28 protein-coding genes are annotated in these 25899 nt (G+C 74.2%); 11 read left to right on the forward strand and 17 right to left on the reverse strand.

Features of this window, described 5'->3' with window-relative positions; translation table 11 throughout:
* Window positions 1-41: 41 nt before the first annotated feature.
* Window positions 42-965, reverse strand: a complete 924-nt coding sequence (locus AB0O09_RS35470; RefSeq protein ID WP_363549138.1) for a phosphatidylinositol-specific phospholipase C — start codon at window positions 963-965, stop codon at window positions 42-44.
* A gap of 339 nt (window positions 966-1304) precedes the next feature.
* Here AB0O09_RS35470 and AB0O09_RS35475 point away from each other — a divergent pair, with 339 nt between their 5' ends.
* Entirely contained in the window at window positions 1305-2312 is a 1008-nt protein-coding gene (locus AB0O09_RS35475; RefSeq protein ID WP_363549141.1) for a hemopexin repeat-containing protein, read from the forward strand.
* 223 nt (window positions 2313-2535) lie between these two features.
* Window positions 2536-3036, forward strand: a complete 501-nt coding sequence (locus tag AB0O09_RS35480; RefSeq protein ID WP_363549144.1) for a hypothetical protein — start codon at window positions 2536-2538, stop codon at window positions 3034-3036.
* Between the two features lie 109 nt (window positions 3037-3145).
* Here AB0O09_RS35480 and AB0O09_RS35485 read toward each other — a convergent pair whose 3' ends face one another.
* From AB0O09_RS35485 to AB0O09_RS35500, 4 genes are all read right to left on the reverse strand, one after another.
* Window positions 3146-3646 carry a DUF3291 domain-containing protein gene (locus tag AB0O09_RS35485; RefSeq protein WP_363549146.1) on the reverse strand — a complete coding sequence of 167 codons (501 nt, stop codon included), beginning with the start codon at window positions 3644-3646 and terminating at the stop codon, window positions 3146-3148.
* Window positions 3647-3678: 32 nt separating this feature from the next.
* Window positions 3679-4356, reverse strand: coding sequence for a helix-turn-helix domain-containing protein (locus AB0O09_RS35490; RefSeq protein WP_363549148.1), 678 nt, complete (start codon window positions 4354-4356; stop codon window positions 3679-3681).
* 60 nt (window positions 4357-4416) lie between these two features.
* Window positions 4417-5133 (reverse strand): GTP cyclohydrolase I FolE, encoded by a 717-nt coding sequence (gene folE / locus AB0O09_RS35495; protein ID WP_363549150.1) that lies wholly within the window; start codon window positions 5131-5133, stop codon window positions 4417-4419.
* Window positions 5134-5339: 206 nt separating this feature from the next.
* Window positions 5340-5927, reverse strand: coding sequence for a DUF2231 domain-containing protein (locus tag AB0O09_RS35500; protein WP_363549153.1), 588 nt, complete (start codon window positions 5925-5927; stop codon window positions 5340-5342).
* Between the two features lie 127 nt (window positions 5928-6054).
* On the opposite strand from AB0O09_RS35500, the gene AB0O09_RS35505 reads away from it, so the two are divergent.
* Window positions 6055-6804: a helix-turn-helix domain-containing protein gene (locus AB0O09_RS35505; protein ID WP_363549156.1), complete on the forward strand. Its 750-nt coding sequence runs from the start codon at window positions 6055-6057 to the stop codon at window positions 6802-6804.
* A 94-nt stretch (window positions 6805-6898) separates the two neighbouring features.
* On the opposite strand, the gene AB0O09_RS35510 is transcribed toward AB0O09_RS35505, so the two are convergent.
* Window positions 6899-7471, reverse strand: coding sequence for a TetR family transcriptional regulator (locus AB0O09_RS35510; protein ID WP_363549158.1), 573 nt, complete (start codon window positions 7469-7471; stop codon window positions 6899-6901).
* Entirely contained in the window at window positions 7468-8955 is a 1488-nt protein-coding gene (locus tag AB0O09_RS35515) for an MFS transporter (protein WP_363549161.1), read from the reverse strand. The genes AB0O09_RS35510 and AB0O09_RS35515 overlap by 4 nt, the downstream gene beginning before the upstream one ends.
* 148 nt (window positions 8956-9103) lie before the next feature.
* Between AB0O09_RS35515 and AB0O09_RS35520 the strand changes: the two genes are divergently transcribed.
* Entirely contained in the window at window positions 9104-9481 is a 378-nt protein-coding gene (locus tag AB0O09_RS35520; protein ID WP_363549164.1) for a hypothetical protein, read from the forward strand.
* Between the two features lie 79 nt (window positions 9482-9560).
* Here the strand turns inward: AB0O09_RS35520 and AB0O09_RS35525 are convergent, their stop codons facing one another.
* A complete protein-coding gene (locus AB0O09_RS35525) occupies window positions 9561-10202 on the reverse strand; it encodes a DedA family protein (protein ID WP_359989163.1) in 642 nt (213 codons plus the stop codon).
* Window positions 10203-10534: 332 nt separating this feature from the next.
* Between AB0O09_RS35525 and AB0O09_RS35530 the strand changes: the two genes are divergently transcribed.
* Both AB0O09_RS35530 and AB0O09_RS35535 read left to right on the forward strand, forming a co-directional pair.
* Entirely contained in the window at window positions 10535-11689 is a 1155-nt protein-coding gene (locus AB0O09_RS35530; RefSeq protein WP_363549219.1) for an MFS transporter, read from the forward strand.
* Window positions 11690-12594: 905 nt separating this feature from the next.
* Entirely contained in the window at window positions 12595-13296 is a 702-nt protein-coding gene (locus tag AB0O09_RS35535) for an HU family DNA-binding protein (protein WP_363549168.1), read from the forward strand.
* Window positions 13297-13399: 103 nt separating this feature from the next.
* Here AB0O09_RS35535 and AB0O09_RS35540 read toward each other — a convergent pair whose 3' ends face one another.
* Complete coding sequence (locus AB0O09_RS35540) at window positions 13400-14089, reverse strand: hypothetical protein (RefSeq protein ID WP_363549170.1); 690 nt, start codon at window positions 14087-14089, stop codon at window positions 13400-13402.
* Window positions 14090-14603: 514 nt separating this feature from the next.
* The gene (locus tag AB0O09_RS35545; protein WP_363549173.1) at window positions 14604-15458 is read right to left on the reverse strand and encodes a patatin-like phospholipase family protein; all 855 of its coding nucleotides are present in this window, start codon (window positions 15456-15458) and stop codon (window positions 14604-14606) included.
* 82 nt (window positions 15459-15540) lie between these two features.
* Here AB0O09_RS35545 and AB0O09_RS35550 point away from each other — a divergent pair, with 82 nt between their 5' ends.
* Entirely contained in the window at window positions 15541-16101 is a 561-nt protein-coding gene (locus tag AB0O09_RS35550; protein ID WP_363549176.1) for a TetR family transcriptional regulator, read from the forward strand.
* 330 nt (window positions 16102-16431) lie between these two features.
* On the opposite strand, the gene AB0O09_RS35555 is transcribed toward AB0O09_RS35550, so the two are convergent.
* On the reverse strand, window positions 16432-17022 hold the full coding sequence (locus AB0O09_RS35555; protein ID WP_363549179.1) for a hypothetical protein: 591 nt from the start codon (window positions 17020-17022) through the stop codon (window positions 16432-16434).
* 180 nt (window positions 17023-17202) lie between these two features.
* Here AB0O09_RS35555 and AB0O09_RS35560 point away from each other — a divergent pair, with 180 nt between their 5' ends.
* Together AB0O09_RS35560 and AB0O09_RS35565 are read left to right on the forward strand one after the other, a co-directional pair.
* The gene (locus AB0O09_RS35560; protein ID WP_363549180.1) at window positions 17203-17484 is read left to right on the forward strand and encodes a hypothetical protein; all 282 of its coding nucleotides are present in this window, start codon (window positions 17203-17205) and stop codon (window positions 17482-17484) included.
* Window positions 17485-17580: 96 nt separating this feature from the next.
* Complete coding sequence (locus tag AB0O09_RS35565) at window positions 17581-17760, forward strand: hypothetical protein (protein WP_363549182.1); 180 nt, start codon at window positions 17581-17583, stop codon at window positions 17758-17760.
* 49 nt (window positions 17761-17809) lie between these two features.
* Here the strand turns inward: AB0O09_RS35565 and AB0O09_RS35570 are convergent, their stop codons facing one another.
* Entirely contained in the window at window positions 17810-18319 is a 510-nt protein-coding gene (locus tag AB0O09_RS35570; protein ID WP_363549185.1) for an SUKH-4 family immunity protein, read from the reverse strand.
* Between the two features lie 26 nt (window positions 18320-18345).
* A complete protein-coding gene (locus tag AB0O09_RS35575; RefSeq protein ID WP_363549187.1) occupies window positions 18346-19149 on the reverse strand; it encodes a methyltransferase domain-containing protein in 804 nt (267 codons plus the stop codon).
* Window positions 19150-20149: 1000 nt separating this feature from the next.
* Here AB0O09_RS35575 and AB0O09_RS35580 point away from each other — a divergent pair.
* Window positions 20150-20503 carry a hypothetical protein gene (locus AB0O09_RS35580; protein WP_363549190.1) on the forward strand — a complete coding sequence of 118 codons (354 nt, stop codon included), beginning with the start codon at window positions 20150-20152 and terminating at the stop codon, window positions 20501-20503.
* Window positions 20504-20694: 191 nt separating this feature from the next.
* A complete protein-coding gene (gene paaI / locus AB0O09_RS35585; protein ID WP_363549193.1) occupies window positions 20695-21132 on the forward strand; it encodes a hydroxyphenylacetyl-CoA thioesterase PaaI in 438 nt (145 codons plus the stop codon).
* A 40-nt stretch (window positions 21133-21172) separates the two neighbouring features.
* Here paaI and AB0O09_RS35590 read toward each other — a convergent pair whose 3' ends face one another.
* The 4 genes from AB0O09_RS35590 to AB0O09_RS35605 all read right to left on the reverse strand — a co-directional run bounded on the left by AB0O09_RS35590 (window position 21173) and on the right by AB0O09_RS35605 (window position 25898).
* Complete coding sequence (locus tag AB0O09_RS35590) at window positions 21173-22423, reverse strand: phenylacetate--CoA ligase family protein (protein ID WP_363549196.1); 1251 nt, start codon at window positions 22421-22423, stop codon at window positions 21173-21175.
* Window positions 22424-22513: 90 nt separating this feature from the next.
* A complete protein-coding gene (locus AB0O09_RS35595) occupies window positions 22514-23383 on the reverse strand; it encodes an SDR family NAD(P)-dependent oxidoreductase (RefSeq protein ID WP_363549198.1) in 870 nt (289 codons plus the stop codon).
* Window positions 23380-24684, reverse strand: coding sequence for an MFS transporter (locus tag AB0O09_RS35600; RefSeq protein ID WP_363549200.1), 1305 nt, complete (start codon window positions 24682-24684; stop codon window positions 23380-23382). Before AB0O09_RS35600 ends, AB0O09_RS35595 begins: the two co-directional genes overlap by 4 nt.
* Window positions 24681-25898, reverse strand: coding sequence for an AMP-binding protein (locus tag AB0O09_RS35605; RefSeq protein WP_363549203.1), 1218 nt, complete (start codon window positions 25896-25898; stop codon window positions 24681-24683). Before AB0O09_RS35605 ends, AB0O09_RS35600 begins: the two co-directional genes overlap by 4 nt.
* Window position 25899: the final 1 nt, after the last annotated feature.

The raw sequence follows: 25899 nt of genomic DNA on the forward strand, positions 1-25899 counted from the left end.
GGCCGCCGCACCCCCGGCGGCCGGAGCGGGCGCCTCGGCCGTCAGCCGCCGAAGTTCAGTGCGTAGAGGCTGCGTACGGAGTCCGCGGTCACGAAGTCCATCGGGACGGTGCCGAGCACCGGGCGGGAGGCGTGGTCGAGTCCGCCGAGGTAGCCGCGGAGCTTGGAGGCGGCGGCGTCGGCCGCCTGGCGCGGCCACAGGCCCCAGCCGGAGCTGGAGGTGAAGGTGAGGAACAGCCGGTTCGGGTCGCCGGAGGCCCGGGCGGCGTCCAGGTGCGCGGAGACCTCGGGCCACTTGCGGTTGTAGAAGTCGAAGATCGTGCCGATGTCGTAGTCGTCCTCGATGTCGGTCCTCGACCCGCCCCAGCGGATGCCGGGGAGCGCGCCGTTGTCGGCGAGCAGCACGATCCGGCCGCGGACGTCACCGAGCCGCGGTATGCGGTCCTCGCTCCACATCAGGCCCGGCCAGCGGCGCTGGTAGTCGGCGAAGATCGCCCCGAAGTCGGCGTCGGAGACGCTGGAGTACTCCTGCTTGACCCGCATCACCACGGTCTCGCCGGGGTGGGCGGCGAGGAAGGCGCCGACCTGGTTGAGCACGTCACCGAAGAAGATCTTCTGGAAGAACTGCGAGTGGTGGATCGCGAAGACCCCGTCGATCGCCCGGCACCGGATGTCCAGGAACCTCACGCCCGCGGCCAGTTGGTCCGGGACGCCGAGGGTCTGGGTCTGCACCAGCGCCCCGCCGTACAGGGCGCAGGTGTCGTGGGTCCCGGGCAGGGTGAGCCGGGACAGCACCGCGTCGGGGCCGAGGGCGCCGAGCCAGTCGGCGCCGCCGGGGACGGCCGCGGCCCGGGCGGCGGCGGAGGCCCGCGGCGCACCGAGCCCGAGCCCGGCGCCGGCGAGGGTGGCGGCGAACGCGGAGCGGGCGAAGGTGCGTCTGGTGATCGGAGTACCGGTCAGGGACAAGGGGTCAACCTCCTGGTGACGGTCCGACAGGTCATGGGCATGCCCATTATTGGCGGCGGTCCGACCTTCCGACCAGACCCCCGACACAACCCCGCCGGCCGGCCGCCGGGTGGTGCGGCGGCCCCTCCGGGCGCGTCGCGCCTCCTCGACCACGAGGTCCACGAGGCCTATGAGGCCCACGAGGCCCACGAGGCCCACGGCGATGGCGCACACCGCCGGCACGCGGTCGACCACACCCTGCCCCGGATGCCCGAGCCCGCGTAACCGCGCCGCGCGCGCGTCGTTGGGCGGTGCGTCGCGCCCGACCGTGCGTGCACAAATGACCGAGAGGGACATCCGATGGCCGAGGCCTACTTCGCGTTCCGGTGCTTTCCCACTTCGCAGGAGTTCGTCTTCAAGCTGACCGAGGACGCGAAGATCGAGGAGGCGCGCAAGATCCTCCGCGGCGAGCAGCAGGACAAGGTCCATGTGATGGGCCGGCTCGTCAAGCGGCCGGCCTCCTACAACCCGGGCTGGAGCTACCACATGGACCCGACCACCATCGGCTTCTTCGAGATGGCCATCGAGGTGTGCGACGCCAGCCCCACGTACGTCGAGGACCACCTCGACGAGGCCTGCGGCGCCTTCCTGCCCGGCTGCTTCTGGTGCCCCTGGAGCTCGACGCTCACGCGCGAGGTCAACGGGGCGACGGCGGCCGGCACGACGTCCTCCGCCCCGGCGACCCTCCAGACCAAGTCGCTGTCGAACGGCTGGCCGGCCCTGAAGGGCACCGCCTTCGCCTCCGGCATCGACGCCGTGTGCGGCGTACCGGACAACGCCACCGACCTGTACCTCTTCAAGGGCGACCAGTACCTGCGCTACAAGGTCGCCGAGGAGAAGATCGCCTCGGGGCCCAGGAGCCTCGGGGACGGCTGGTCCGGCCTCAAGGGCACCGCCTTCGCCAGCGGCATCGACGCGGCCTCGCTCGTCCCGGACAACACCACCGACGTCTACCTGTTCAAGGGCGACCAGTACCTGCGCTACCGCACCGGTGACGAGAAGATCACCTCCGGGCCCAAGAGCCTCGCGGAAGGCTGGTCCGGCCTCAAGGGCACCGCCTTCGCCACCGGCGTCTCCGCGGCCTGCAGCGTTCCCGGCGAGCCGACCAGCCTCTACCTGTTCAAGGACCACCAGTACGTGCTCTACCGCACCCGCGACGAGAAGATCACCTCCGGACCCAAGAGCCTGGCGTCGCTCTGGGGCATCGACGGCGTCTTCGCCAAGGGGCTCGACGACGCCTGCCGGGTCCCCGGCGGCACCGGCGACCTGTACTTCTTCAAGGGCGACCAGTACGTCCGGGTGCGCTGACCTGGACCCGACCGTGCCGGGCGAGCGCCGATCGCGCAGGGTCGGCGTCACCTGCGGGTGCCCGGAGGGGCCGAGGACCCACGTCTCCGGTCCCCGGCCGCTACCGGGACCATCGGGAGGTGAACCCGCGGGCCCCTCGCCTCCCGGATCCCGCGGCAGGACGTTCCGCCGGGCTGACACACCGAGGCCGACGCGCAGAGCCGCACGGAGGATCCGGACGCCCGTGCTGAACCCGCTCGACGCCCCGGCGGCGGTCTCGGCCGCGGCCGAACCGTTCGAGGACCTGCTCGACGACTGCAACCAGGTGGCGTCCGTGGAACTGTGCCACGTCGTCCCCGTCACCGGGACGGCACCCGGTCCCGACCTGATGAGGCGTCTCGCTCAGGCCGTGTACGACGCGGGGCCCGGTGGACACCGGGTGGGGACGCCGGTCGAGCCGTTCGAGTCACCGCAGGCCTGGCGGGAGGTTCTCCGCCGTCAGGTGACCGACGGGTTCATGCAGCCCGTCCGGCGGTACTCGGATCCCGGCCTGCGCACGCCCGCCCGGATCCGGCGGACGGGCGAACTCGCCGATGGTGTCTGCGACCTGATCGAGGCGCATCCGGGGCCCGTCCGATGCTCCGGCGACGTCGGCGGCCCGCACACGGGCAGCATCCGGTGGCGCAACCTGCTGCTGGTCACCGACGACCGGGCCACCGTCCTGGCCTTCGGCATCCACGACTGACCGGACACGCCCCGCCGACGGCGGGCGCCGCGGACCTACCGGAACCTCCGGCGACCACGCCCGGCGGGCAGGCGGGCAGGCGGGCAGGCGGTTGCCGCCGATCGTCGCGTCAGGCCCGCGCCGTCGGCACGGGCGGGAGGTGCCGGGCGGCCTCCTCCGCGGTGAAGGACGAGGCGAAGGTGAAGGCGCGCGGGGACGGACCGTTCGCCCGGAGCTCCGCCAGCCGCTCCAGGGCCTCACCGACCGGCGGCAGGTGGCCGGCGGGCACCCACCAGAGGACGAGGTGCGCCTCGACGTGCCGTTCGAACCAGTCGCGGCGCCGCCGCATGACCTCCAGGTGCCCGCTGCGGTAGGTGAAGTCCCACAGCGCCTCCTGGCTCTCCCACACCGACAGGTTGACGATGACGTCCTCGCCGGCCGGACGCAGGGCGGCGGCGTTGGTCTCGCCGTCCCCCACGAGCCGCCACACGAAGCCGGGCGCCGCGTCCGCGGCCGTGTTGACCGGGTCGAACATCTCGACGAACGGTGCGATGCGGGGGTCTTCGAGGGGGTACCGGAGCGTGGCGAGGTTGAGTTGGGCGAGGTGGGCGGCGCGCGTGGATGCGGTCATGGTGTCATCCCAGCACGGCCGTTCATTCTATGTCAATCATCATTGTTTTTAGAATCCTCGACCACCACGCAGCACTCCCCCGGCCTGGCGTCCATACGGGCGCGGACGGGTCCGTCGGCGCCGAGCAACCCCTCCAGCAGGGCGAGGTTCATGCCGCACACCAACGGCGGGAAGCGCTCCGCGACCGCGTGGAAGGGGCAGTTGCGCATCCGGACGACGCGTGCCGCGGCTCCCGCGTCGCCGCCGTCCTCCACGTGCGGTTCGTAGCCGCGGGCCGCCAGCACCGCCACGGCCTCGTCGAGGCCCCCGCAGGGTGCGGCCGAACCGCGCAGCGCCTCGCCCCGCCGGCGCGCCGCCTCGCACAGCCCGGCGTCCAGACCGGCCTGTTCGGCCGCCTCGGCGAGCAGTTCGGCGGCGGTGCGGTAGTCGCGGGCCGGCAGTGACACCGACCGTTCGACCTTCGCCCGCGTGTAGACCTTGGCGGGGCGGCCGGCGCCCGGCCCGGAACGTCCCGTCAGCCGGCGCATGCCGGTCTCCAGCAGCCCGGCCTCGGCCAGTCTGTCCAGGTGGTGCGCGGCGAGCGTGCGCGCCACTCCCGTCGCCTCGGCGGCCTCGTTGCGGCCGACCTCGCGCCCCTGGGCGGCCACGTACTCGTACAGGCGGCGCCGCACCGGATCCTGCAGCACGGCGATCGCGTCGATGTCCTCCATCCGGCCATTCTAGGAACAATGCAGGTAGGAGATAGAAAGGCGGCCGCTACCTCCGCGGGGTCACCGGGACAGGCCGGTGAGCATCAGGAACTCGGCGCGGGAGCGCGCGTCCTCCCGCAGGGTTCCCAGCAGGGTGGAGGTGAGGGTCCTGGAGCCGCCGGCCTGGACACCGCGCAGGGTCATGCAGGTGTGCTCCGCCTCGATGACCACCCCGACGCCCTTCGGGGCGAGGCGGTCCTGCAGCCAGTCGGCGACCTGCTTGGTCAGGCGTTCCTGGACCTGCGGGCGGCAGGCGAAGTGCTCGACGACCCGGGCGAGTTTCGACAGGCCCAGGATCCGCCGGCCCGGCAGGTAGCCGACGTGCGCGGTGCCCACGAACGGCAGCAGGTGGTGTTCGCAGACCGAGCGCAGCGGGATCGAGCGCGCGAGGACGAGTTCGTCGTAGCCCTCGTCGTTGGGGAAGGTGGTCAGGTCGAACGGCCGGGGGCTGAACATCTCGGCGTAGGCGCGGGCCATGCGGCCCGGTGTGCCGCGCAGGCTCTCCGAGTCGGTGGAGATGCCCAGGGCGTGCAGGAACCGGGCGGCGGCGCCCTCCGCCGCGGCGAGGTCGACGCCGTCGCCGTCGTGGACGACGTGCAGCGGCACCGCAGCCGGCGCCGGGACCGGCGTAGGAGCCGACGCACGGGTCGGGAAGTCGTACGTGGTGGTGGACTCGGGTGTCGAGAAGTCGTACATGGCGATCACCGCGGAGAGGTCGGGAGCGGGGTGGCTGCTCATGTCAGCGGCCGGTGGTGTCGAGAGCGGGCGCCTTCCGGCCGGCGGCCCCGACGGGGCGGGTCGGCGCTTCGATCGGCCGGGTGACGAGAGCTGCGATGTCCACGGGACCCTCCGGAAGGGACGGTTCGAGGGGCGGCCGGCGGGCGCCGGCGGCGGGCGAGGCCGGGATTCGGCCGGGGGGAGGCCGGGGTTCGGCCGAGGGGCGATCAGGTGCGGTCGGGGCCGGTCCGAGTGCGGGTGCCCTCCGCCCGGATGGCCTCGTCGGCGACCCGGACGCCGTAGCGGTAGGCGAGCTTGCCGCCGAGGTACCCGGAGACGCCGAGCACGGCGAGGCTCACCGCGGACAGCGCGAGCTTCCCCGCTCCGACGCTGCCGGTGGCGCCGTCGGCGTGCCGCCAGAAGAAGCCGGCGACGTACGCGCAGGTCACCAGGAGGTTGAGCGACATGTGCACGAGCGCCGTGCGCATCGCCGGGGTGCCGCGCGGGATGGTGAGCAGGTCGAAGAACCCGACCAGTGCCGCGGCCATCGCGCCGAGCACGCCCACCGCGATCAGCCACATCGCTCCCCGCGCCAGGAAGGCGGGGTCGTCGACCAGGTGCAAGGCGATGTCGAAGACCAGGGCGGCCACCCACGCCCCGATCGGGACGGTGACCAGCATCGGGTGGAACGGATGGCCGTGGGGGCCTGCCACCACCGCACCGACCGGCCGCTTCGCCTCCGCCGGCCGCGTCGCTCCTCCCGGCCGCGTCGCTTCTCCCGACTGCTTCGCCCGGGCCTGCTGCTCGCTGGTCATGCCGGGCCCCTTTCTCCGCCTTTTTCACCAACAAGTGTTGTCCTTATTCGGGTCGCCCGTCAAGACGGGCAGGCCACAGCTCCACGAACAAGGGCGTGCCGCCGTGCGTGGGAGTTATCGTGAACAGGTGACCAGTGACGAGAGCGACCGGGGCACGGCACCGCAGGAGCCGGCCGACCGCATCCAGTCGGTGAGCGTGCTCGGCGAGGAGTCGCGTCGGCGGATGTTCGCCTTCGTCCGACGCGCCGGCCGGCCGGTGACCCGGGACGAGGCGGCCGCGAGCGTGGGCATCTCCCGCAAGCTCGCCGCCTTCCACCTCGACAAGCTCGTCGACGCCGGTCTGCTGCGGGCCCGCTACGGCGCACCCGGGGCCGTCCGCAAGGTGGGCCGCCAGCCCAAGGTCTACGAGCCGACCGACGCCCAGATCACCGTCTCGATCCCCGACCGCCGCCACGAGTTGCTGGCCGACCTGCTCCTGGACGCCGTCCTGGCCCAGAGCGGCGGCGGCAGCGCGGCCCGGGCCGCCGTGGACGTGGCGGCCGGCCGCGGCCGCCGGCTCGGCGAGGAGGAGCGCGCGTCCGGGCGTCCCGGGCGGCTCGGGGTGGAACGCGGGCTGACGATGTGCGAGCAGATGCTGGAGACCTACGGGTACGAGCCCGTCCGGGAGTCGCCGACCGAGGTCCGGCTGCGCAACTGCCCGTTCCACCCGCTCGCCGCCAAGGCGCCGGAGCTGGTGTGCGGCATGAACCACGCCTTCCTCGACGGCTACCTCCGGGGCTTGGAGGTCCCGGGCGTCGAAGCCGTCCTCGACCCCGTTCCCGGGGAGTGCTGCGTCCGCCTGCAGCCCGCTCCCCCCGCGCCCGACGCCGACCGCTGAGACGGCCGGACCCGGAGGAACCCCGGGCAGTTGCCTTCGACGGGCGCCCGGACGGTCGATGTCAGGGTCACCCGAGCGCCCTTGGGGACACGCCTCAGGCCGTGCCGGCGGTGGCGGCGAGGAGGTCGTGCAGGAGGGCGCGGACCTCGGCCGGGTCGGCGGCGGCGAGTTCGGGCATGCCGCCGCCGCTGCGGGCGAGGACCACGCCGGTGAAGGCCGCGACGGCGAGCTCGGCGCGCAGCTGCGGGCGGTCCAGGCCCTCGCGTTCGAGGCGTTCGCGTAGCGGGTCCACCAGCCGGCGGTGCAGGTGGGCCCGGACGGCGTCCTGGACGGCGGAGTCGTCGGAGGGCAGGACGACGGTCTGGAAGGCGGGCCCGGGGCCGCGCTGCTCGAAGCGGTCGAGCAGTCCGGCGAGGCGTTCCTCGTCGAGCAGGTCGGCCGGTGTGGCGTCGCCGTGCTCGGCCTGCACGGTGGCCAGGTACAGCTGGGTCTTGCCCCCGTAGTAACGGGCGATCAGCGCCGGGTCGACGCCGGCCCGTTCGCCGATCTCGCGGATGGTGGTGCGGTCGAAGCCGCGCTCGGCGAAGAGTTCGATGGCCGCCCGCAGCAGCAGCTCCCGGCTGCGTGCCGCGTCCCGGCGCCGCTCCCCCGCACTCGCCTCGCTCACGCGGGTGCTCCCTCCTCCCGGGCGCCCTCGCCCTCGGTCTCGCCGCCCGCCGCCCGGACGGTGATGCGCAGTCCGTTCCCGGTGGCCGCCGTGGCACCGCGCCGCGGCAGGACGATGGTAGCCGCCCCGACCACCGCCCAGACCGCGCAGCCGATCAGCGCGGCGGCCGTGTAGGCGTCGCCCGTGGGCAGGGCGTGCCCGGCGGGCGTGTGGGCCTGGAGCACCGCGCCGCTGAGGGCGCTGCCGGTGGAGTAGCCGACGTAGCGGAGCACCTGGTTGAAGCTGATGGCGCTGCCGGTCTCGTGGGCGGGGACGGCGCCGACGATCAGTCCGGGCATGACGGCGAAGGTCAGGCCGACGCCCAGCCCGGCGAGGCCCATGACGGCGAACAGCTCCCACAGCCGGTCGCGGCCGGACAGGAAGGCCAGGGTGGCGAGCAGGGAGACCGCGCAGCCGATCGGCAGGATCGCCGCGGTGCCGGTGCGCCGGGCGAGTCGGGGGGCGATCCGGCTGGTCAGGATGCTGGCCGCGGAGAACGGCAGCAGTGCGAGTCCGGCGACGGTGACGGTGGCGCCGAAGCCGTACCCCGCGGAGGTGGGCGTCTGGACGAACCGGGTCACCAGGGACATCAGCAGGTACATCCCGATGCCGGCGACCAGGCCGGCCACGTCGGCGGTGAGCACCACCGGGTTGCGCAGCGAGCGGAGGTCGACGAGCGGGTGCGGGGTGCGCAGTTCGTGCCGGACCCACCACAGGAGCAGGAGGGCGGAGGCGGCCGCGAGGGCGAGCAGGGCCGGGGAGGTCCAGCCGAGGACTTCGCCCTCGCTGAGGGCGAGGAGCAGTCCGCCGAGGCCGGTGCCGAGCAGGCAGGCGCCGAGGAGGTCGAGCGGCCGGGCGGGGCGGTGGGTGGTCGGCGGCAGGACGAGGATGCCTGCGGTGAGCGCGGCGGCGCTGATGGCGGCGCCGAACCAGAAGGCGGCGTGGACGCCGAGGGACTGGGCGATCAGTCCGGTGAGGGGGTAGCCGAGGCCGACGCCGGCGACCGTGGTGAGGGAGAGGACGGCGAGGGCGGAGCGGGAGCGTTCGCCGGGCACGCTGTCGCGGGCGGTGGCGATGGCCAGCGGGGTGAGGCCCAGTCCGACGCCCTGCAGGGCGCGGCCGGCCATCAGTGCGGGGAATCCCAGGGGGAGGGCGGCGAGCACGCTGCCGGCGAGGACGGTCGCGGCGGCGGCCAGCATCACGGTGCGGCGGTGCGGGCCGTCGCCGAGCCGTCCCATGACGGGGGTGGCCACCGCGCCGACCAGCATGGTGACGGTGAGCGACCACTGGGCGTCCGCGAGGGAGACGTGGTCGACGGCGGCGATCGTCGGGACCATCGGTGCCCCGAGGCTGCTGATCACGGCCACCACCGTGCCGAGGAAGACCAGGACCGGCACGAGTGCCCGTTGCCGTCCCCCCGCGCCCGTCTCCGCGTTCGCCCGCATGGCCGGTCCGCCTCTCCGCTCGTTTGTCATCATGCGATGTCTTCACATGATGACATGCGGTCGGGCGGGTGCGGGAGGGGGCCGGGGCCGGGCACGTGACCGGGGCGGGCACCCGACCGGGTTGCGGCCGCGGCATAGGATGCGGCGCATGTACGCGCTGGAGCGGTTCCGGTCCCTCGTCCGGTCTCTGTCCTGGGTCGAGATCGAGTTCGCCCGTCCCGCCGTCCGACCCGGGCACGTCGAGGGCCTCGCGGCCTTCTACTGGACCTTGGACGACTGGCCGCGGCGGATCGCCCTGGTGCAGCTGGTCCAGGACCAGGACCACCCGGCGCTCCGGCCGGTGATGCTCGACGTGCTGCGCGCCCCGCTCACCGAGGACACCGAGAACGTGGAGCTGACCAAGGCGGCCGCACTGCGCCTGATCGACCCCCGCTACGACACCTTCATGGCGTTCTACGAGGACCGGGCGGCCCTGGCCGCGGCGGTGCACGAGGTGCTCGCGGCGCACGGGTCGGGTGTGGAGTAGCCGCGCCGGGACCCGCGGCCGCAACTCCGTCGGCGCAGTGAGCCGCTGACGGCGCACCGGGCGGGGCGCCCGTCCGGCGTCAGGACCGCTCGTCGTGGCCGTCGGGCTGCGGCGAGCGGGACTCGCGCCGGCGGCGCCGCAGGTGCCAGACGGTCAGGGCCACCACCACCAGGACGGCGAGGGCGATGGCGAGGGCACGGCCGACCAGTCCCTCGACGCGGGTGTACGCGGCTCCGGCGAAGTATCCGAGGAGGGTGAAGCCGACGCCCCAGGCCAGGCCGCCGAGGGCGTTGAAGAGCAGGAAGCGGCGGTAGGGCATGTGGGAGATGCCGGCCAGGGCCGGCATCATCGCGCGGAAGAAGGCGACGAACCGGCCGAAGAAGACGGCGGCCGGCCCGCGTCGGCGGATCAGGTCCTGGGCCTTGGCGATGCGCTCGCCGTGGCGCCGCATGGGGCGGGTGCCGAGGATCGCCGGGCCCGCCCGGTGGCCGACCTCGTAGCCGACGGAGTCGCCGAGGATCGCCGCACCGACCACCACGAGGATCATCAGGCCGAGGGAGACCTTGCCCTGGTGGGCGAGGACGCCGCCGAGGACGGCGGCCGTCTCGCCGGGAATGACGAAGCCGAAGAAGAGCGCGTCCTCGGCGAAGACCAGGGCGGCGACGACCGCGTACACGACCGGACCGGACAGGCCGGAAAGCCAGTCGGTGATCGAGTGCATCAGCCACCTCGTTCGGGATCGGCGCCCCTTTCCTCCCCTAATGTAGCGGTTGCTACTTTGGGGGATATGACGACGCATCCCCGCCGACGATGCGCGCTGCCGCTCGTGTCCCTCCCGGCGGAGCCGCCCCGGCAGCGGGTCGCGGCGCAGCAGGAGCCGCCCGGGGGGCCGGTCGGAGACAGGGCTCCGGCGGTGGGGGTCCACGGGCCTTTGGCCACGGCCCGGGCGGACGACCGCATCGGGCAGGGCCTCTCCGCTCTCCGTCGGGGCTGACCCGGAAGGTGCCGGTCGTGGCCGAAGCGCGGACCGAGGAACGAGCCGTACGGCGGCAGATGCGACCGCTGTACGCGGCCGGGTTCACCACCGCCTTCGGCGCGCACGGCATCGCCGCCAACCTGGGCGGCTTCACGGCCGAACGGCACGCGTCCTGGCTGGCCCTCGGTGGACTGCTCGCGCTCTACGACGGGGCCGAGGTCCTGCTCAAGCCGGTGTTCGGCGCATTGGCCGACCGGGTCGGGCCGCGGCCGGTGCTCCTCTGCGGCCTGATCGCCTTCGCCGCCGCCTCGGCGTGCTTCGCGCTGTCCGCGGACGCGGAACTCCTGTGGCTCGCGCGGCTCGGGCAGGGCGCCGCCGCCTCCGCGTTCTCCCCGGCCGCGTCGATGCTGGTGGCCCGGCTCAACCCGCGGGCCGGGCACGGACGTGCGTACGGCGGTTACGGCTTCTGGAAGAGCATCGGCCACACCGCGGGCCCGCTGCTCGGCGGTGCGCTGGTGCGGCTGGGCGGACTGCCGTTGCTGTTCGCGGTGACCGCCGCCCTCGCCGGGGCGGTCACCGTCCGGGCCGCCGTGGCGGTGCCGGTGGTGGCGCCGCTGCCGCGCGCCCGCCGGACCGTCCTGGACCTCGCCCGTCGACTCGCCGACGGCTCCTTCGTGCGGCCGACGCTGGCACTGGCCTGCGCAACGGCCGCACTGTCGGCCGGGGTCGGCTTCCTGCCGGTGATCGGACACCGGGCCGGCCTCGGACCGGTCGCGACCGGTGCCGCGGTGTCCCTGCTGGCGCTCTGCGCCGCGATCGCCCAACCGCGCGCGGGCCGGGCGTTGGACACGGGACGGATCGGCCTGACGACCGGCATCGCCGCGGGCCTCCTGCTCACCGCCGCCGGCCTGGCGGCAGCGCCGGTCCCCGGCCTCGTCGGTCTGCTGACCGCGGCCGTGGCCGTCGGCGCCGGCACGGGTCTCGCCACCCCGCTCGCCTTCGCCTCGCTCGCCGCCGCGGCGCCCGCCGAGCGGCTCGGCCAGACCATGGGCGCCGCCGAACTGGGCCGCGAACTCGGCGACGCCGGGGGCCCGCTGGTCCTCGCATCGGCCGCCTCGGCGACCACGCTCGGCGCCGGCTTCGCGGTGCTGGCCGCGCTGGTCGCACTCGCCGCACCGGTGGCCGCGCGGCGCCCTGCACAGCCACCGCCCGAGGATCCGTCGGCCGCGTAGGGGGATCGTCCGCGGCGGTGGGAAGGGCCCGGGCCTCCCGCACCCGGATCGCGCCCTGGAACTCCTGGCCCGCCGTGGGCTGCTGGCGGCGGACTCCGACACCGGCAGCACCGAGGGCCTCGCCGTGCGCGTCCGCACCGTCGTCGGGCACCGGCAGCCGCGTCCGTCCGGCCGCGCCCTCCCCCATCCGTCGGCTCGGAGCCTGCGTCCCGGCCGTGGCATCGTCCCGCGCGACGGTCGCGGCCACGCGAACGGCCGAACGTCCTGCGGCCGGCGGGCCCGACGGACTCCGCACCACCGGAACCGGTGTACGCGGTCCTCGGATCCCCTGCCGTCGCCGACGGCGCAGCGCGGCCGGTTGGAGGTCCGCCACGTCCGGCCGGCCGAGGAACCGCGCCGGCCCCCCTGGCTGCGACGGCGCCCGGTAGTTGGCGCCCGACGGACCGCGCCGCGACAGCAGGGCGTCCCGCGGGATGCCGCGGACCGCGCCGAAGTCGCCGATGCGGCCCCGTCACCAGCACGGATGCCCCCGGGAGCCGCACGGCGGACCTCATCGGCGGCCCGGAACCCGCCCGCGCTTCGCCGAGGACGGCGACGCGAGGACCGCGCCGTTCATCGCCTGCGACCGGCCCGCACCCGGCCCGGCAACTGCCGCCGCCGGCCCGGCCGGACCGGCTCCCGGGGTCGGCGGCAACCGGTACGGGACCCGCCGATCGCCTGCGCCCGTCCGGTCCGTTGACGCAGGTGGCATCGCCGCAGGGTCGCCGAGAGGCGGCCCCGGCCCCGAAATTCGCGACACGAGGTGCCCGGATGGGGCCCGTTGGGCGGGCGGAGCGCCTGGATGGCCTCTATGTTGAGGATGAAACAGGACAAACTATCCCCGATGTGGCTGTGGAGATGTCGTCATGAACAAGGGACAACTCGTCGAAGCGGTAGCCGGGCAGCTCGGCAGCCGCACCGCCGCCGAGGACGCCGTGGACGCGGTCCTCGACGCCATGGTCCGTGCCGTGGTGGCCGGGGAGCGGGTGCAGGTCACCGGCTTCGGCACGCTGGAGAAGGTGGAGCGCGCCGGCCGCTACGCCCGTAACCCGCAGACCGGCGAGCGCGTGCGGGTCAAGAAGACCAACGTGCCGCGCTTCCGCCCCGGCCAGGGCTTCAAGGACCTGGTCTCCGGCGCGAAGAAGCTGCCGAAGTCCGGCCCCGCCACGGCCAAGGCCCCGAAGGGCTCGCTCACCGCGGGCAAGTCGGCCGCCGCTGCCGCGCCCGCCCGCAGGCGGACGGCGGCGAAGCGCACCGCCGCCGCTGCCACCGCCGCGCCGGCCGCCGTGAAGCGGACCACCGCCAGGAAGACCACGGCCAAGAAGGCCGCTCCGACCAAGGCCGCCGCGACCAGGGCCACGGCAACGAAGTCCACCGCGACGAAGGCCGCCACCGCGGTCAAGAAGACCGCGGCACCCGCCGAGAAGACCACCACGCGGAAGACCACCGCGGCGGCGAAGAAGTCGACCGCGCCCGCCAAGAAGGCCGCCACCGCGAAGAAGAGCGCACCGCGCACCGCCAAGAAGGCGGCACCGGCCAAGCGGGCCACCCGCCGCACGACGGCCTGAAACGGCCCGATCAGGACGGGCCGGCCCCGGTACCGAGTACCGGGGCCGGCCCGTTCTCCTGCGCCGCCGCGAACGCCCGGGCAGCGCCGGGACGCAGGGACGGTCAGTGGGCGAGCCGCAGGCTCCAGACCTTCAGGTCGGCGTCCGGCTCCCCGTAGCTGCCCTGGTCGTAGTGGGTCCCGGTGACGGTCACCAGGCCGATCGGCGAACTCTCGTTCACCACGCAGACCCGGTCGCCCTCGGCGACGTCGACCTCCTGGCGCGCCCGCGTCTGCAGCAGGTCCCGGCAACCCTCCGCCGTGGGCTCGCCCGCCCCCTCCCAGGGAGCGACCTGACCCTTGATCTTCATGCCGCTGCTGCCGCTGCGCTGGGCGCTCGGGAAGTTGACGGCGCCGGTGCCCTTCCGGGGCGGCAGGGCGGACAGGTCGATGCCCTCCATGCCGAGGAGGATCTTCCCCGACCAGCGCACCGCGGCGCCCGCGCCGGCCCCCGCGGGCGCCGGGGAGACGGCGGTCGCAGCATCGCCCGTGCCGGCCGACGCACCCTGCCCGGCGACCGTGACGGTGACCTGCGGTGCCGGTCCGCGCGCGGCGGAGGACCCCGAACCGCCGCCCGTGAACGCCGCGATCGCGCCGGCCACGCCCACCGCGGCGCTGACCACGGCGGCGACCACGCCCCAGGTCTTCGCGTTCGAGCGGTGCGGCGCCGGGTGACCGGCCGTCGGAGGGCCGGACGGCGGGGTCTGGTGCGGCGGGGTCCAGTGCGGTGGCGGGTCCTGCGACGGATACGGCATCAAGTCCCCCGATCGGTCCTGGGATCGCCGTGCCTGAGCGGCGGCGGTCTGCCGGAACGACAGCCGAAGCGCGCACCGGTCCGCTGGCCCCTGCGAGCCCGGCGCCCCGCCCTGCCCACCTACCCGACGGGGCGGCGGTTGAACGGACAACGGCCCGCGGTGAGGCCGTACTCGGGCGGGGCCGGGCACGTCACCCGTGCCTGCCTGCGGCGCGCTCGCAGCGCGGCGGCTCCCTACCGGACACAAGGTCCTGCCGCGGCGGGGAGGGCGGATGCGGGAGCCGGTGGGATTCGAACCCACGGGCGGGATCGGAGCAGGACCGCTCCTCCTCCACCGATCGATACCCGGGGTGCCTCCGGTGTACCGATGGCAATGGGCCACTCTGCCACGGGCCGCATCCTGCGGGACTGCGCGGTCCCGCTGCCAGGATCGTACGGACTGCACCGTCGGTCGCACGACCGGTTTGCCGGCAGGGCGCGGCCGATCGGCCGGACGAGGTGGTCGTGGGCTGCGCTCAGTCCGTGCCGGAGCCGGTGTTCCAGGCGAGGCGGAGCTGCTCCCCGGCGTCGGCGGCCTGGCGAAGACCCGCCCGGTAGGCCGGTTCCCAGGCCGCCCGGTCGTTCAGGTCGGGGCCGAGGGCTCGCAGTGATCCGGCATCGGGCTCGACGGTCACCACGGTGTGTGCGGCGGCGGCCGCCAGCTCCTGCTGGAGGAGCTCGCGGGGGAACAGGTGCGCCTGCGGGTCGATCACGACCAGCGTGCGGGCTCCGGCCGCGAGTCCGGCGTTGGTCGCCGACCGCAGGGACCCGTCCATGTAGCGGCGGCCGTTGACGGTGATCGGCGGGTAGATGCCGGGGAAGGCCGTGCTCGCCGCCACCGCGGAGGCCAGCGGTGCGCCGCTCGTACGGTCGAAGACCTCCTGCTCACCGGTCCCGGCGTCCACGGCGGTGATCAGCAGTCGCCGGTGGGGCCATCGGTCGGCGCCGACCATGGCGCGCATCCGGTCGACGTGCGCCTGCTCGGGGCCGGTCTCGGCCTCGAGCGCGATCCGGCCGACCCGGCGCCGCGCGCCGGCCGGGTCCGAGGCGGCGGCGCCGAGCACGGCGAAGGCCTCGCCGAGCCGGCGTCCGTCCACCCGGGGAGGAGTGCTGCCCGCGCCGTCGGGGCGTACGGGGGTGGCGAGCCGGCCGGGGTCCTGACCGGTGGCCAGCAGCGCGGCGGTGATCGCGCCGGCCGAGGTGCCCACGATCAGATCGGCCGCGCCGAGGTCCACTCCGCTGCGGCGCAGCCCGCGGGCGAACCCGGCCGTCCAGGCCGTGCCGACGGGCCCTCCGGCGCCCAGGACGAGTGCCCGGTCCGGTGTGTGCATGACTGTCCCCCCTCATTAGTGAAACAGTCGTACCATATACTGACGTCGACTCAGGTTCTCGCCACTGGAAGGACGATCCACCGTGGGACGACCTCCGGATCCCGGCCGACGGGAGGCCACGCTGGCGCGGGCGACCGACTACGTGCTGGCGCACGGCCTCGCCGGACTGAGCCTGCGGCCGCTGGCCGCCGCGCTGGGGACCAGCCCCCGGATGCTGCTCTACGACTTCGGCAGCAAGCAGGAGTTGGTGTCCGCCGTGCTGGCCGAGGCCCGCCGCCGTGGTGCGGCTCGCCTGGCCGAGGGCCTGCCGGCGCAGGCGGCCTCGCCGGAGGAGCACCTGCGCGGCATCTGGGCCTGGATCAGCGCACCGGAGCGCGCCCCGTACGTCCGCCTGATCTTCGAGGTGCACGCCGACGGCCTCGCCCACCCCGAGCACCACCCCGACCGGGCCGAGGCGATCACGGGATGGTTCGACACCCTCGGCGTCGCCCTCCGCGGCGTCACCACCGGCCCTGGCGACACCGTCACTCCCACGCTGGTCATGGCGGTCGTCCGCGGCCTCCTGTTCGACCTCACGACCACCGGGGACCGCCACCGCACCGACCTCGCCCTGGACCGCTTCTGCGCACTCCTCCGGCCGTGAACGACGACCGGGGACGTCGAGCCCGGGCGACGACCGGGGACTTCGAGCCCGCGGCGGTCAGCAGCGGGACCGCTCGGTACCCGGGAGGCAGTCCCAGGTGGCCTCCGCCCAACGACCGACCATGAACAGGGGGCGGGAGCGGACGACGTCGCCCGCCCGCCGGGCCCGCAGCACGAGACCGAGGTTCCGGGAACCCGGGTCTCCCGCGTGGGTGTGGACCGGCGCTCCGGTCCGTGTCCGTCAGCACGGCGCGGGCCGCGGGCGGCAGGCTGTCCGGACGAGGGGGTTCGCCGTCGTCGGCCATGGCGGCAGTACGGCCGCCCCGGTCCGTCAGACCGGCCATACCGGCACCGTCTCCGCGTGGGCGCAGCAGGCCGTGTCCTCGCTCTCGACGATCCGCAGGCAGGTCTCGCACATCCAGTCCGGCTCCCCGGGGTCGTGTTCGATCGCGCTGACGGTGTTGTCCCGGACGAGGAGCTGCCACGCGTCCCCCGGTTCCTCGCCGACCGCTTCGATCGTGCCGTCGAGGACGTGGTCGAAGGTGAAGTACTCGAACCCGGGGTGTCCCTGGGCTGCCGCGCCGGGCTTGAGGAAGTGGTCGACGAGGTAGGTCATCCATTCGGTGGCGAAGTAGAACTTCTCCGCCCCGTTCCACTCGATTCCGCTTCCGTCCTCGACGGGTTCCCAGTGGCACCACAGGCCGGGCTGCCCTGCCGGCGGCCTGTTGGCGTCGCGGACGTCGTCGTTCCCGGCCCGTCCGAAGCGGTCGAACGGCCTGTGCGGAGGGCCGTCGACGTAGTAGGGGCCGGTGTCCCGGTCCATCCGCCGGCTCCCGGCGAACTTCCGCAGGTAGCTCTGCTCGGCTGCGTTGAGCGGCGGCACGACCTCGATCCGGCCGGTGAACTCGGTGTGGTACCCCATGGTCGGTGGCTCCTCGGCGGTGGGGGCGCTGCGCGCAGCCGGGTCGTGGCCGGGCGCCGTCGGTCCGGGCCACTGTAGGGGCCGGTGCGGACAGCCTTGCGGGAGCGGGCCGAAGACGGGGGCGAGGTCCGGGCACCGCGGTCACGGGCCTGCGACCCGGAGCAGTGGGACGATCCGGCGTTGCGTCACCACGGGGCGGTGCAGAAGGCCGTGCTCCCGGCGGTGATCGCGATTCTGGGCTCGGGCGGTTTCACCGTCCGTGAGAGCGCGTACGAGTACGAGGCGCTGACCGTCGAGGTCCCGGCGGGGCTCGGCGTCCGTGCGCCGTGGGTGCCGCCCGGCGCGGTGCGGGGCCGGCTCGGCGGGGCGGGCGAGCGGTGTGGCTCGGGGCCGGGCGTGCCCGGCCGGTTCACCCGCACGGCTGCCGCCGCTGGCCGGGGCGGCGGACCGGTCCTTGACTGATCGACGACCCGGCCGCCCGGGCCCGGGAGGATCGGAGGCCCCACGGTGATGCGAACGTCTGCAGCGGCTGTCGTTGCCGGACTGCTCCTGTCGGTCGTGCCCACGACCGCCCATGCCCGTGCCGACTCCCACGGAGCGGCCGTCGGCCACCGGGCGCCGGTGCCGGTCCTGGTCACGGCCGGCCCGGTGTCCGTCCCGATCGGGACACCGATCGCCCTGCTCTTCGTCGCCGCCGCGCTGATCTTCCTTCCGACCGTCCCCGGCGCGGCGGGCTGACCCGGCGCCCCCGGACATCACGGCCGCCCGACGACGGGCCGGCGCCGGTTCAGTCGTCCCCGTCGGGGTAGCTCCCCATCCCGACGTCGTCGCAGAACGTCTCCCAGAACCCGTTGTGCGCGAGAGCGGTTCCGTCGATGCCGGAGAGGAGACCGCGGAGCTCGTCCGCGACCTCCCCGAAGCGGTCCTCCTCGTCCTCCGCGTAGAACGGGAAGCGGGCGATCACGGCCTCGACGCACCGGTCGAACGAGTCCAGGTCGCCGTTCACCTGACGGGCCGCCGCCGCATCGGCGCCGGGCACCTGCACCACGTGCCCGGTGGCCACGTCGACGGCGATGTATCCGAACAGGCCGCACGTGGCGACGGCGACCGCTCCCTGCTCGCCGACCGCACCGAGGAACCGCGGCTCCCCCAGCGGCCGGTACTCGTAGCCGATCGGCCCGGCCGGGATGCCGGGCTCCCGGAGGCGGTCGGCGATCCGGGCGGGCACCTCGGGCGGAGCCTCGACGCGGATCAGGGCGTAGGCGGGCTCCGGCAGGGGCAGCAGGGGGTGGCTCACGGGAGGGATCCTCCCGCACCGGGCCGCTACCGGGGCTGCTCCGCCGTGACCAGGTAGTAGTCGAGGATTCCCCGCTCGTAGGCCCGCAGGAAGTTCCGCGGCCAGGTCTCCGGGGCCCACCACCGGCTCAGCCACCGGTCCCAGCCCGGCCACACGTGCCGACCGATAGATTCGACGTGCACACCGGCGAGGCCGGCCCCGGTGAGTGCGTCCGCGAGCTGCTGCACCGGGCGTGCGATGTCCAGGCCGTTGGCGAAGGTGTCCAGCAGGGCCGCGAGTTCCCCGGGCCGGCCGGGGGCGCCGTCGACGGTGAAGAAGCTGGCGAAGGCCGCCCGGCCACCCGGCCGCAGCACCCTCGACGTCTCCTCGGCGAAGGCCCGGAGGTCCGAGAAGTGCTGGGCGGCCTCCACGCTGATCACGGCGTCGAACCCGTCGCCCGCCACGGGCATGCGCTCGGCCGCGCCCCGGACGAAACGCAGCCGGTCCGGCTCCCGGCGCAGCAGGTCGGCATGGGTGTCGCGGGCCCGCTGCAGCTGCTCGGGGTGGATGTCCATGCCGGTGACGGTGGCGCGCCCGCACTCGCTCAGCATCAGGGCGCAGCCCATGCCGAGCCCGCAGCCGACTTCGAGGATCTCCGGTTCGTCCGGCAGTGCGGCGGCCCGCAGGACCTGGCGGTAGAGGTCCTGCTGGCTGCGGATCCGGTCGGCCTCGTCGAGCGGCCGGTCGAGGTCGATCGCCTGCCAGTGGCCGAAGTTGATGAACCCTCCGGCGAACACGGGGTTGTTGCTGAGGTCCGCCGGGCCGTACGTGTCGCGCACCGCGGGATTCATGGCGGGCTCCGCCTGCCGGGTACCGTCTGCCACCGTGCCACCCCTGCCTGGAGAGTGATCGTCGTCGTGCGTGCGGTTCCTTCGCGGTCGTCCGCAGCCGGTGTGCCGCACTCCCTCACAACGCGGCACGGGGTCGTCGGTGACGGCCTCGGCCCGAGGTTCACCTGCCGCCGGTCCACCGGTCCGGTCCGGTCCGGTCCGCCGGCGTCGCGACGACCCTGGACACCGCACCCCGTGAGCTGGTGGGATTCGAGCCCGCGACCCGCCGACGGAGGACCTGTGCACATCGAGGACGTGGCGGTCGCGGACGTCGCCGAGCAGTGGTTCGGCCGCCGAGGGCCCGACGAGCCGATGCCCGAGTGCCTCGCCCGGCTGCCGGACCGGGTCCGGCGCGCGTACGCGGCGACGCCGCCGCTTCTGTGGGAAGCCGGGAGCGTCTGGCAGGCGATGACTCCCCGGCCCGTCCGCTCCGCCCCCGACAGGATGGTCTTCCTGAGTGGGGACGAGGGCGAACGGGTCTGCGCGTACGACGCGAACGACCCCGATCGCTTCTTCGACCTCGGCCCGGACGAAGAGGGCCGGAAGGTGGCCGATGCCGGGCTCCGCCGGGCTGCTCGCCCAGCGGAGCCTGCTCGCGATCGCCCACGGACCGGTGTCCCGCAGGGCGGTCTCGGCGCTCCCTCCGGCGCTGCTGCCCGAGGTGGTCGCCGGGTTGACGGAGATCACCACCTGTCCGTGGCGACCGGTGCCGGGGCTGCGGATCCATCTGGGCGGCGGGGGCCTGGTGGTGTCCGGCTTCGACCGGCAGGACGTCGCCCCCCTTCCGCCACGTCGACGATGTCCTGGCCGTCACGGTCGCGGCGACGCGTCCGGAGAAGGCCGGCTTCTTGGCGGATCGTGAGTGGCCCCGCCCGTGGCGCGTCCTGCCGGGCCGTTCCCCGGAGTGGATCAGGGCGTATGCGGAAGAGCGCCGGTAGCCTCGCCCGGTAGGCTCACGATCATGAAGCTGAGGGGGGTTCTCGGTGCGGCGGCGGCCGGCGTGCTCGTGTTCGCCGGGCTGGGGGTGCGGGGAGGCGCAGCGGCGGGGCTGCTGCCGGAGGCCAGTTGGGGCGCCTGGCGGTCGCAGGAGCTGGAGCACTGGTCCGTCCGCGTCCGGGTGAACGGCTGGGCGGACGCGGCCGAGGCCGACCTGCACTACGGGAAGGCCGAGGACCTCACGCTCAGGGCGTACGGCGCGAGCGACACCCGTACCGCCGAGGGGGAGGCCGTGCGGTTCACGCTCCGTCCGGACGGCACGGTCACGGTCGCACGCACGGCCGTGGACGGCGGCGGTGCGGGCACCGGGAGTTCGTGAACGGTGGCGTCGTGCGGGTGCTGCCCGCCGTTCATTCCCTCGGCGCGGCGGGCTCCTCCGGAATTCACCCGGCCGCGCGGTGTCCGCGGGACGATCGGGTCACCGTTGACAGTCGACGGTGGGGATCGATGTAATTCCCGGGAGCGGATCATCGGGTGTTTCGGGCCGGTCCCGGGGGAGGCAGGGGAAACATGGACGGGAATGCGGAGCCGGGTGCTGTCGGGAATTCCAGGATGACTGCGCTCTTCGAGCGCGACCGGACGTGCCGGTCGCTGGGAATCACCCTCGACGAGGTGTCGGCGGGGCACGCCAGCATGGGCATGAAGGTGACGGCCGACATGGTGAACGGCCACGGCATCGCGCACGGCGGCTTCATTTTCCTGCTCGCCGACGCCGCGTTCTCGTACGCGTGCAACAGCTACGGCCCGGTCACCGTGGCGCAGGCCGCCCAGGTCACCTTCCTCGCTCCGGCGGCGGTCGGCGACGAGTTGGTGGCGGAGGCTGCCGAGCGGTCGCGCTCGGGGCGGCACGGAATCTACGACGTGACCGTCCGGCAATCCACCGGGAAGGTCGTCGCGGAATTCCGCGGGCAGAGCGTCACGCTCTCCGGAAAGCCGCTCGACGGCTGAGGAGTTCCGGAGGGCGCGACGCCCCGCCCGGCGGGCCGGTTCAGTCCTCGGGCCGCTCGTCGACCACCTGGCGCAGCTTGCCCGTGCGCGGGTTGGTGACCAGTTCGGAGCGCGGCACCCACTCGATCGTCAGGGGGTGGATCGCGCCAGCCGCGACCTCCTCGGGGTAGGTGGGGCGGGCGGCGTACACGGCGGCGATCAGCCGCTCGGTGAGGTCGGCGGGCGGCTGCTCGGTGCAGCCGAGGCGCAGGACGATGCCGTCCCGGCCGTCCCAGCGGCGCTGCACCATCTGCATGCCGGCGATGTGCCGTTCGGGGTCGGCGGCGACGAGGACGGCCCGGACGTCCTCGCTCGGCATGGAGACGATGCCGACCCGGCCGCCCTCCTCGGAGCGGCCGAGCAGCCGGAAGCGGCGGCAGTCGGCGTCGAGCCATTCGGCGCGGTCGCCGGCCGGGTAGCGCAGGATCGGCATCAGGGTGCGGAAGAGGTTGGTGACGACGACGCGTCCGGGCACACCGGGGGTGGTGATCGGCTCACCGGTCGTGCTGTCGACGATCTCCACCAGCGTGCGGTTCGGGAAGGCCTCGTGCACCCTGACGTCGTCGCCGGGGACGGGCGAGGCGACCAGGCCGGCGTCCACCGAGGCGTAGCCGACCGAGGAGATCGCCGCCTTGGGGAAGGCCCGGGCGAGCAGCGGCCGCAGGTCGGTGAAGAGCAGGTCGCCGCCGAACAGCAGCAGTTCGACCGATTCGGCGCTCTCCCCGCGCTGGACGAGGTGTTCGGCGACGGCGCTGAGCTTCATCGGCTCGCCCGCGAGGACGTGCACGCCGAAGCCGTTGACCAGGTCGGCGATGTAGTCGTCGGGCGCGGAGCCGCCGACCGGCAGGCGGACGTTGTCGACCGGCGCGTGGTGCAGGGCGCCCTCGATGAAGAGGAAGCCGCTGTAGAGCTCGCCGGCGCGGAACAGGTTGGCGACCCGGTGGCCCGGCTTGAGGCCGGCCTGGACCATGCCCGCGCCGAAGGCGGTGAGCGCCTCGGCGTGCTCGGTGCGGGTCCACGGCGAGAGCTTGGGGGCGCCGGTGGTGCCGCCGGACTTGTAGACGCCGGCGTCGGTGAGCGGGCCGGTGAGCAGGCGGTTGCCGCGGGTCGCGGCCCAGAAGGCGTCCTGGTCGACGAGGGGCAGCTGGGTGATGTGCGAGACGGTCCGCGGGACGTCGCGGTAGGCCTCGGCGTAGAACGGCGAGTGGGTACGGGCGAGGTCGACGAGTTCCTGCAGGGACTTGGCGGGCACGGGTCCTCCGGACGAGGGGTCGGGGCGACTGGAGCGTGTCTCGAAGCGCACGGGTGCTGTGCAGGGGCGCGTGCCCTTCGAGGACGGTTGCTAGGGCAGGTCGGGGCGGCCGATCCAGGTGCGGGCGAGGGTCTGCACGTGGGTGCCGTCGCGGTCGGTGAGTTTCTGGTCGAGGTAGTCGGCGGCCCACCGGCCGGCCGGGATCCGGAACGGCGGGGCGTCGGCGCCGAGGGTGTCAACCACGACGTCGGCGACGTCCTGGGGCTGCTGGCCGGCGCCTTCCCAGCCCTTGGTGCGGACCCAGTCGACGTAGTCGGCGAAGGTGTCGGCGTACGGGCCGGAGGCGGCCTGGACGGTGGTGCGGTTGACGTCCGGGAAGATGCCGAAGTTGGTGCCGCGGACGAATCCGGGCACCACCAGGGACACCCGGACGCCGTGCGCGGCGGCGACCGGGGCGAGGCTCTCCATGAATCCCTCGACGGCGAACTTGGCGGCGCAGTACGCCTCGTTGAAGGGCTGGCCGACGACGCCGTGCACGCTGCCGATGGTGATCAGGCTGCCGCGGGCGGCCCGCAGCAGCGGCATCGCGGCCCGGCTGACCGCGATCACCCCGAAGAAGTTGACCTCCAGGTTGGTCCGCAGCGCGGCCATGGTGGACATCTCCAGGGTGGGGTCGAAGTTGGAGATGCCGGCGTTGTTGACGACGGCGTCCAGCCGTCCGTGCTCCTCGGCGACGGCGGCGAGGCAGGCGGTGACGGAGTCGGCGTCGGTGACGTCGAGCCGGCGGACGTCGACCTCCACGCCGGCCCGCCCCGCGGTCTCGCGCAGGGCCCCGGCGCGGTCGGGGTCGCGCATCGTGGCGACCACGGCGTACCCGGCCCGCGCCGCGGCGACGGCGGTGGCCAGGCCGATGCCGGAGGAGGTTCCGGTGATGAGGACGGTCCTGCGCGTGGTGGTCATGAGGTGCGCTCCGCGAGGGCCGCGCCGGCCGCCCCGTCCTCGGCCGCCGCGCGGGCCTTCTCGCGTTCGGCGGCGTCCAGCAGGGGCTGGATGCGGATCGCGGGCAGGAAGGAGAACGCGGCGAGCAGGGTGCCGCTGGCCATGACGACGCGGGCGGCGTCGAGGATGCCGAGGGAATCGGTCAGCAGGCTGACGGCCCAGCCGCCGACGAGGGCGGCGAGCGGGATCACGCCCCAGGTGACGGTGCGGTAGGCGGCGTGCATGACGCCCTGGTTCTGGGCGGACATCCGGGACTGCCGGGCGGGTGCGCTGCACACGTTGATGCAGGACATGAAGAAGCCGTAGCAACCCATGGTCACGGCGATCACCGGGCCGGTCGGCAGGGCGGGGGCGGCGAGCACGCCGAGGCCGACCAGGCAGTGCAGCAGCAGGCCGTAGGCCATCGTCCGGCCGGTGCCGAACCGCTCGCTGATCTTGGGGGCGACCACGGCGCCGAGCAGTGCGCCGACCGCGGCGACCGACATGGCCGCGCCGAACACCGCGACGGAGACGCCGAGTCCGCGGTAGGCGAGGACGGGCAGCACGGTGACGAAGATCGGGCCGCCGCAGTTCAGCGTGATGGCGGCGACGACGACCCGGCGCAGCACCGGGTCGGACCAGTTGAGCCGGAAGCCGAGGGTGAGGCGCTCCCGGACGGAGCCGGTGACGGGGGTGCGGTCGCCCCAGGAGGGCATCGAGCGCAGGCAGAGCGCCGAGACGAGGTAGCTGGCGGCGTCGACGAGGAGGGCGGCGACGCCGAGGGCGCTGTAGAGGGCGGCGGCGATGGACGGGCCGGAGACCTCGGAGACGGAGCGGCTGCCCTCCAGCCGGGAGTAGGCCCGGACGAGGTCGTCCTTCGGCACCACGGCGGGGACGGCGATCAGGTAGCCGACGGTGAAGAAGATGGTCGCACCGCTGATCGCCGCGACGCAGCCGAAGATCAGCGGGGTGGAGAGCCAGCCGAGCCAGTAGGCGAGCGGGATGACGCCGACGGCGACCAGCCGCACGAGGTCGCAGGCGAGCATCGTCCACCGCTTGTCCCAGCGGTCGACGAGCACGCCGGCGATCGGTCCGAGCAGCGGGATGCCGAGGTACTGGGCCATCGCGACGATGCCGACCTGGAGGGCGGAGGCGTGCAGCACGAAGATCATCAGGGTGGGGACGACGAAGACGGTGACCCGGTCGCCGACGGTGCTGATGGTCTGGCCGGCCCAGAACAGGTTGAAGCTCCGGCCGAGGGAGGCGGGCAGGCGCGGTTTCACGAGTCCTCCCGGACGACGAGGTCGGACGTCTTGCCGGTGCGGCCGTTGCTGATCAGTGCGTCGACGGTGCGCACCCGGAAGCACTGCGGGTCGTGCTGGAAGGCGGTGCTGAGGGTGAAGGTCGCCGAGAGGATCTCCTTGCGCAGCCGCTCGGTGTCGACCTCGGCGTCGGGGGCGGTGAGCAGCAGCACCTCGACGGAGGAGGCGCGGCCGCCCTGCTCGGTGACCAGGACCTGGGCCTGTGTCACGCCGGGCTCGCGTTCGGCCCGGGCGACGACCTGCTCCACGTGCAGGCCGAGGCCGCGGACCTGGACGACGCTGTCGCGGCGGCCGAGCACCTGCATCGCGGGGCCGGGCCGGCCGCAGGGGCAGGCGACCAGGCGGCCGGCGTCGCCGGTGCGGTAGCGCAGCACCGGGTTGAGCATCTCGGGGTTGAGGGTGGTGAAGTCGAGCAGGTCGTCGGGGCCGACGTGCACCAGTTGCTCGGGCAGGGTGTGGAAGGTGTCGGCGGGGCACTCGGGGCCGTTGGTGCCGACCACCCAGGTCTCGGTGCTGCCGAACATGCCGTGCCGGCGGGCCCGCGGGGCGACGGCGGCCATGTCCTCGGCGAGCTGCGGCTGCCAGGCCTCGCCGAGCCAGAGCACCTTGCGCAGGTCGGGCAGGGTGATGCCGGCGGCGCGGGCGCGGGCGAACCAGAGCCGCAGCACGCTCGGGGTGCCGCCGATGGCGGTGACCCGGCGGGCGGCGAAGAACGACAGCCAGTCGGGGTACTCGTCGGCGGCGACCGAGCCGACCGCGATGATCTGGCAGCCGGAGAGGTCGGCGAGCGCGGCGGCGAGGAAGTGGGCGCCCCACATCCGGCCGGCGCCCCAGGCGTTGACGAAGACGTCGTCGGGGTCGAGCGGCTGCCAGTGGGCGTGCACGCCGGCCATGTAGAAGCCGGTGGGTGCGTAGCCGATCTTGGGGGCGCCGGTGCTGCCGCCGCTCTGGAAGAGCCAGGTGGCGCCGTTTTCGGCCTTGGGTTCGAGGTGGGCGAGGGCGGTGTTGAGGTCGTCCTTGGCGAGCGGCGGCAGCGCGGCCAGGTCGTCGAGGCGGTGCGGCTCGGCGTGCCCGGTGTAGCGGGCGGCCAGCCCGGGGACGGTCCGCAGCCGTTCGAGGGTGCGCCGGGCGACGTGCAGCCGCGGTTCGGCGGCGTCGGGGGTGAGGGAGAACACG

The sequence above is a fragment of the Kitasatospora sp. NPDC093679 genome (assembly GCF_040683455.1).
Classification (GTDB): domain Bacteria; phylum Actinomycetota; class Actinomycetes; order Streptomycetales; family Streptomycetaceae; genus Kitasatospora; species Kitasatospora arboriphila.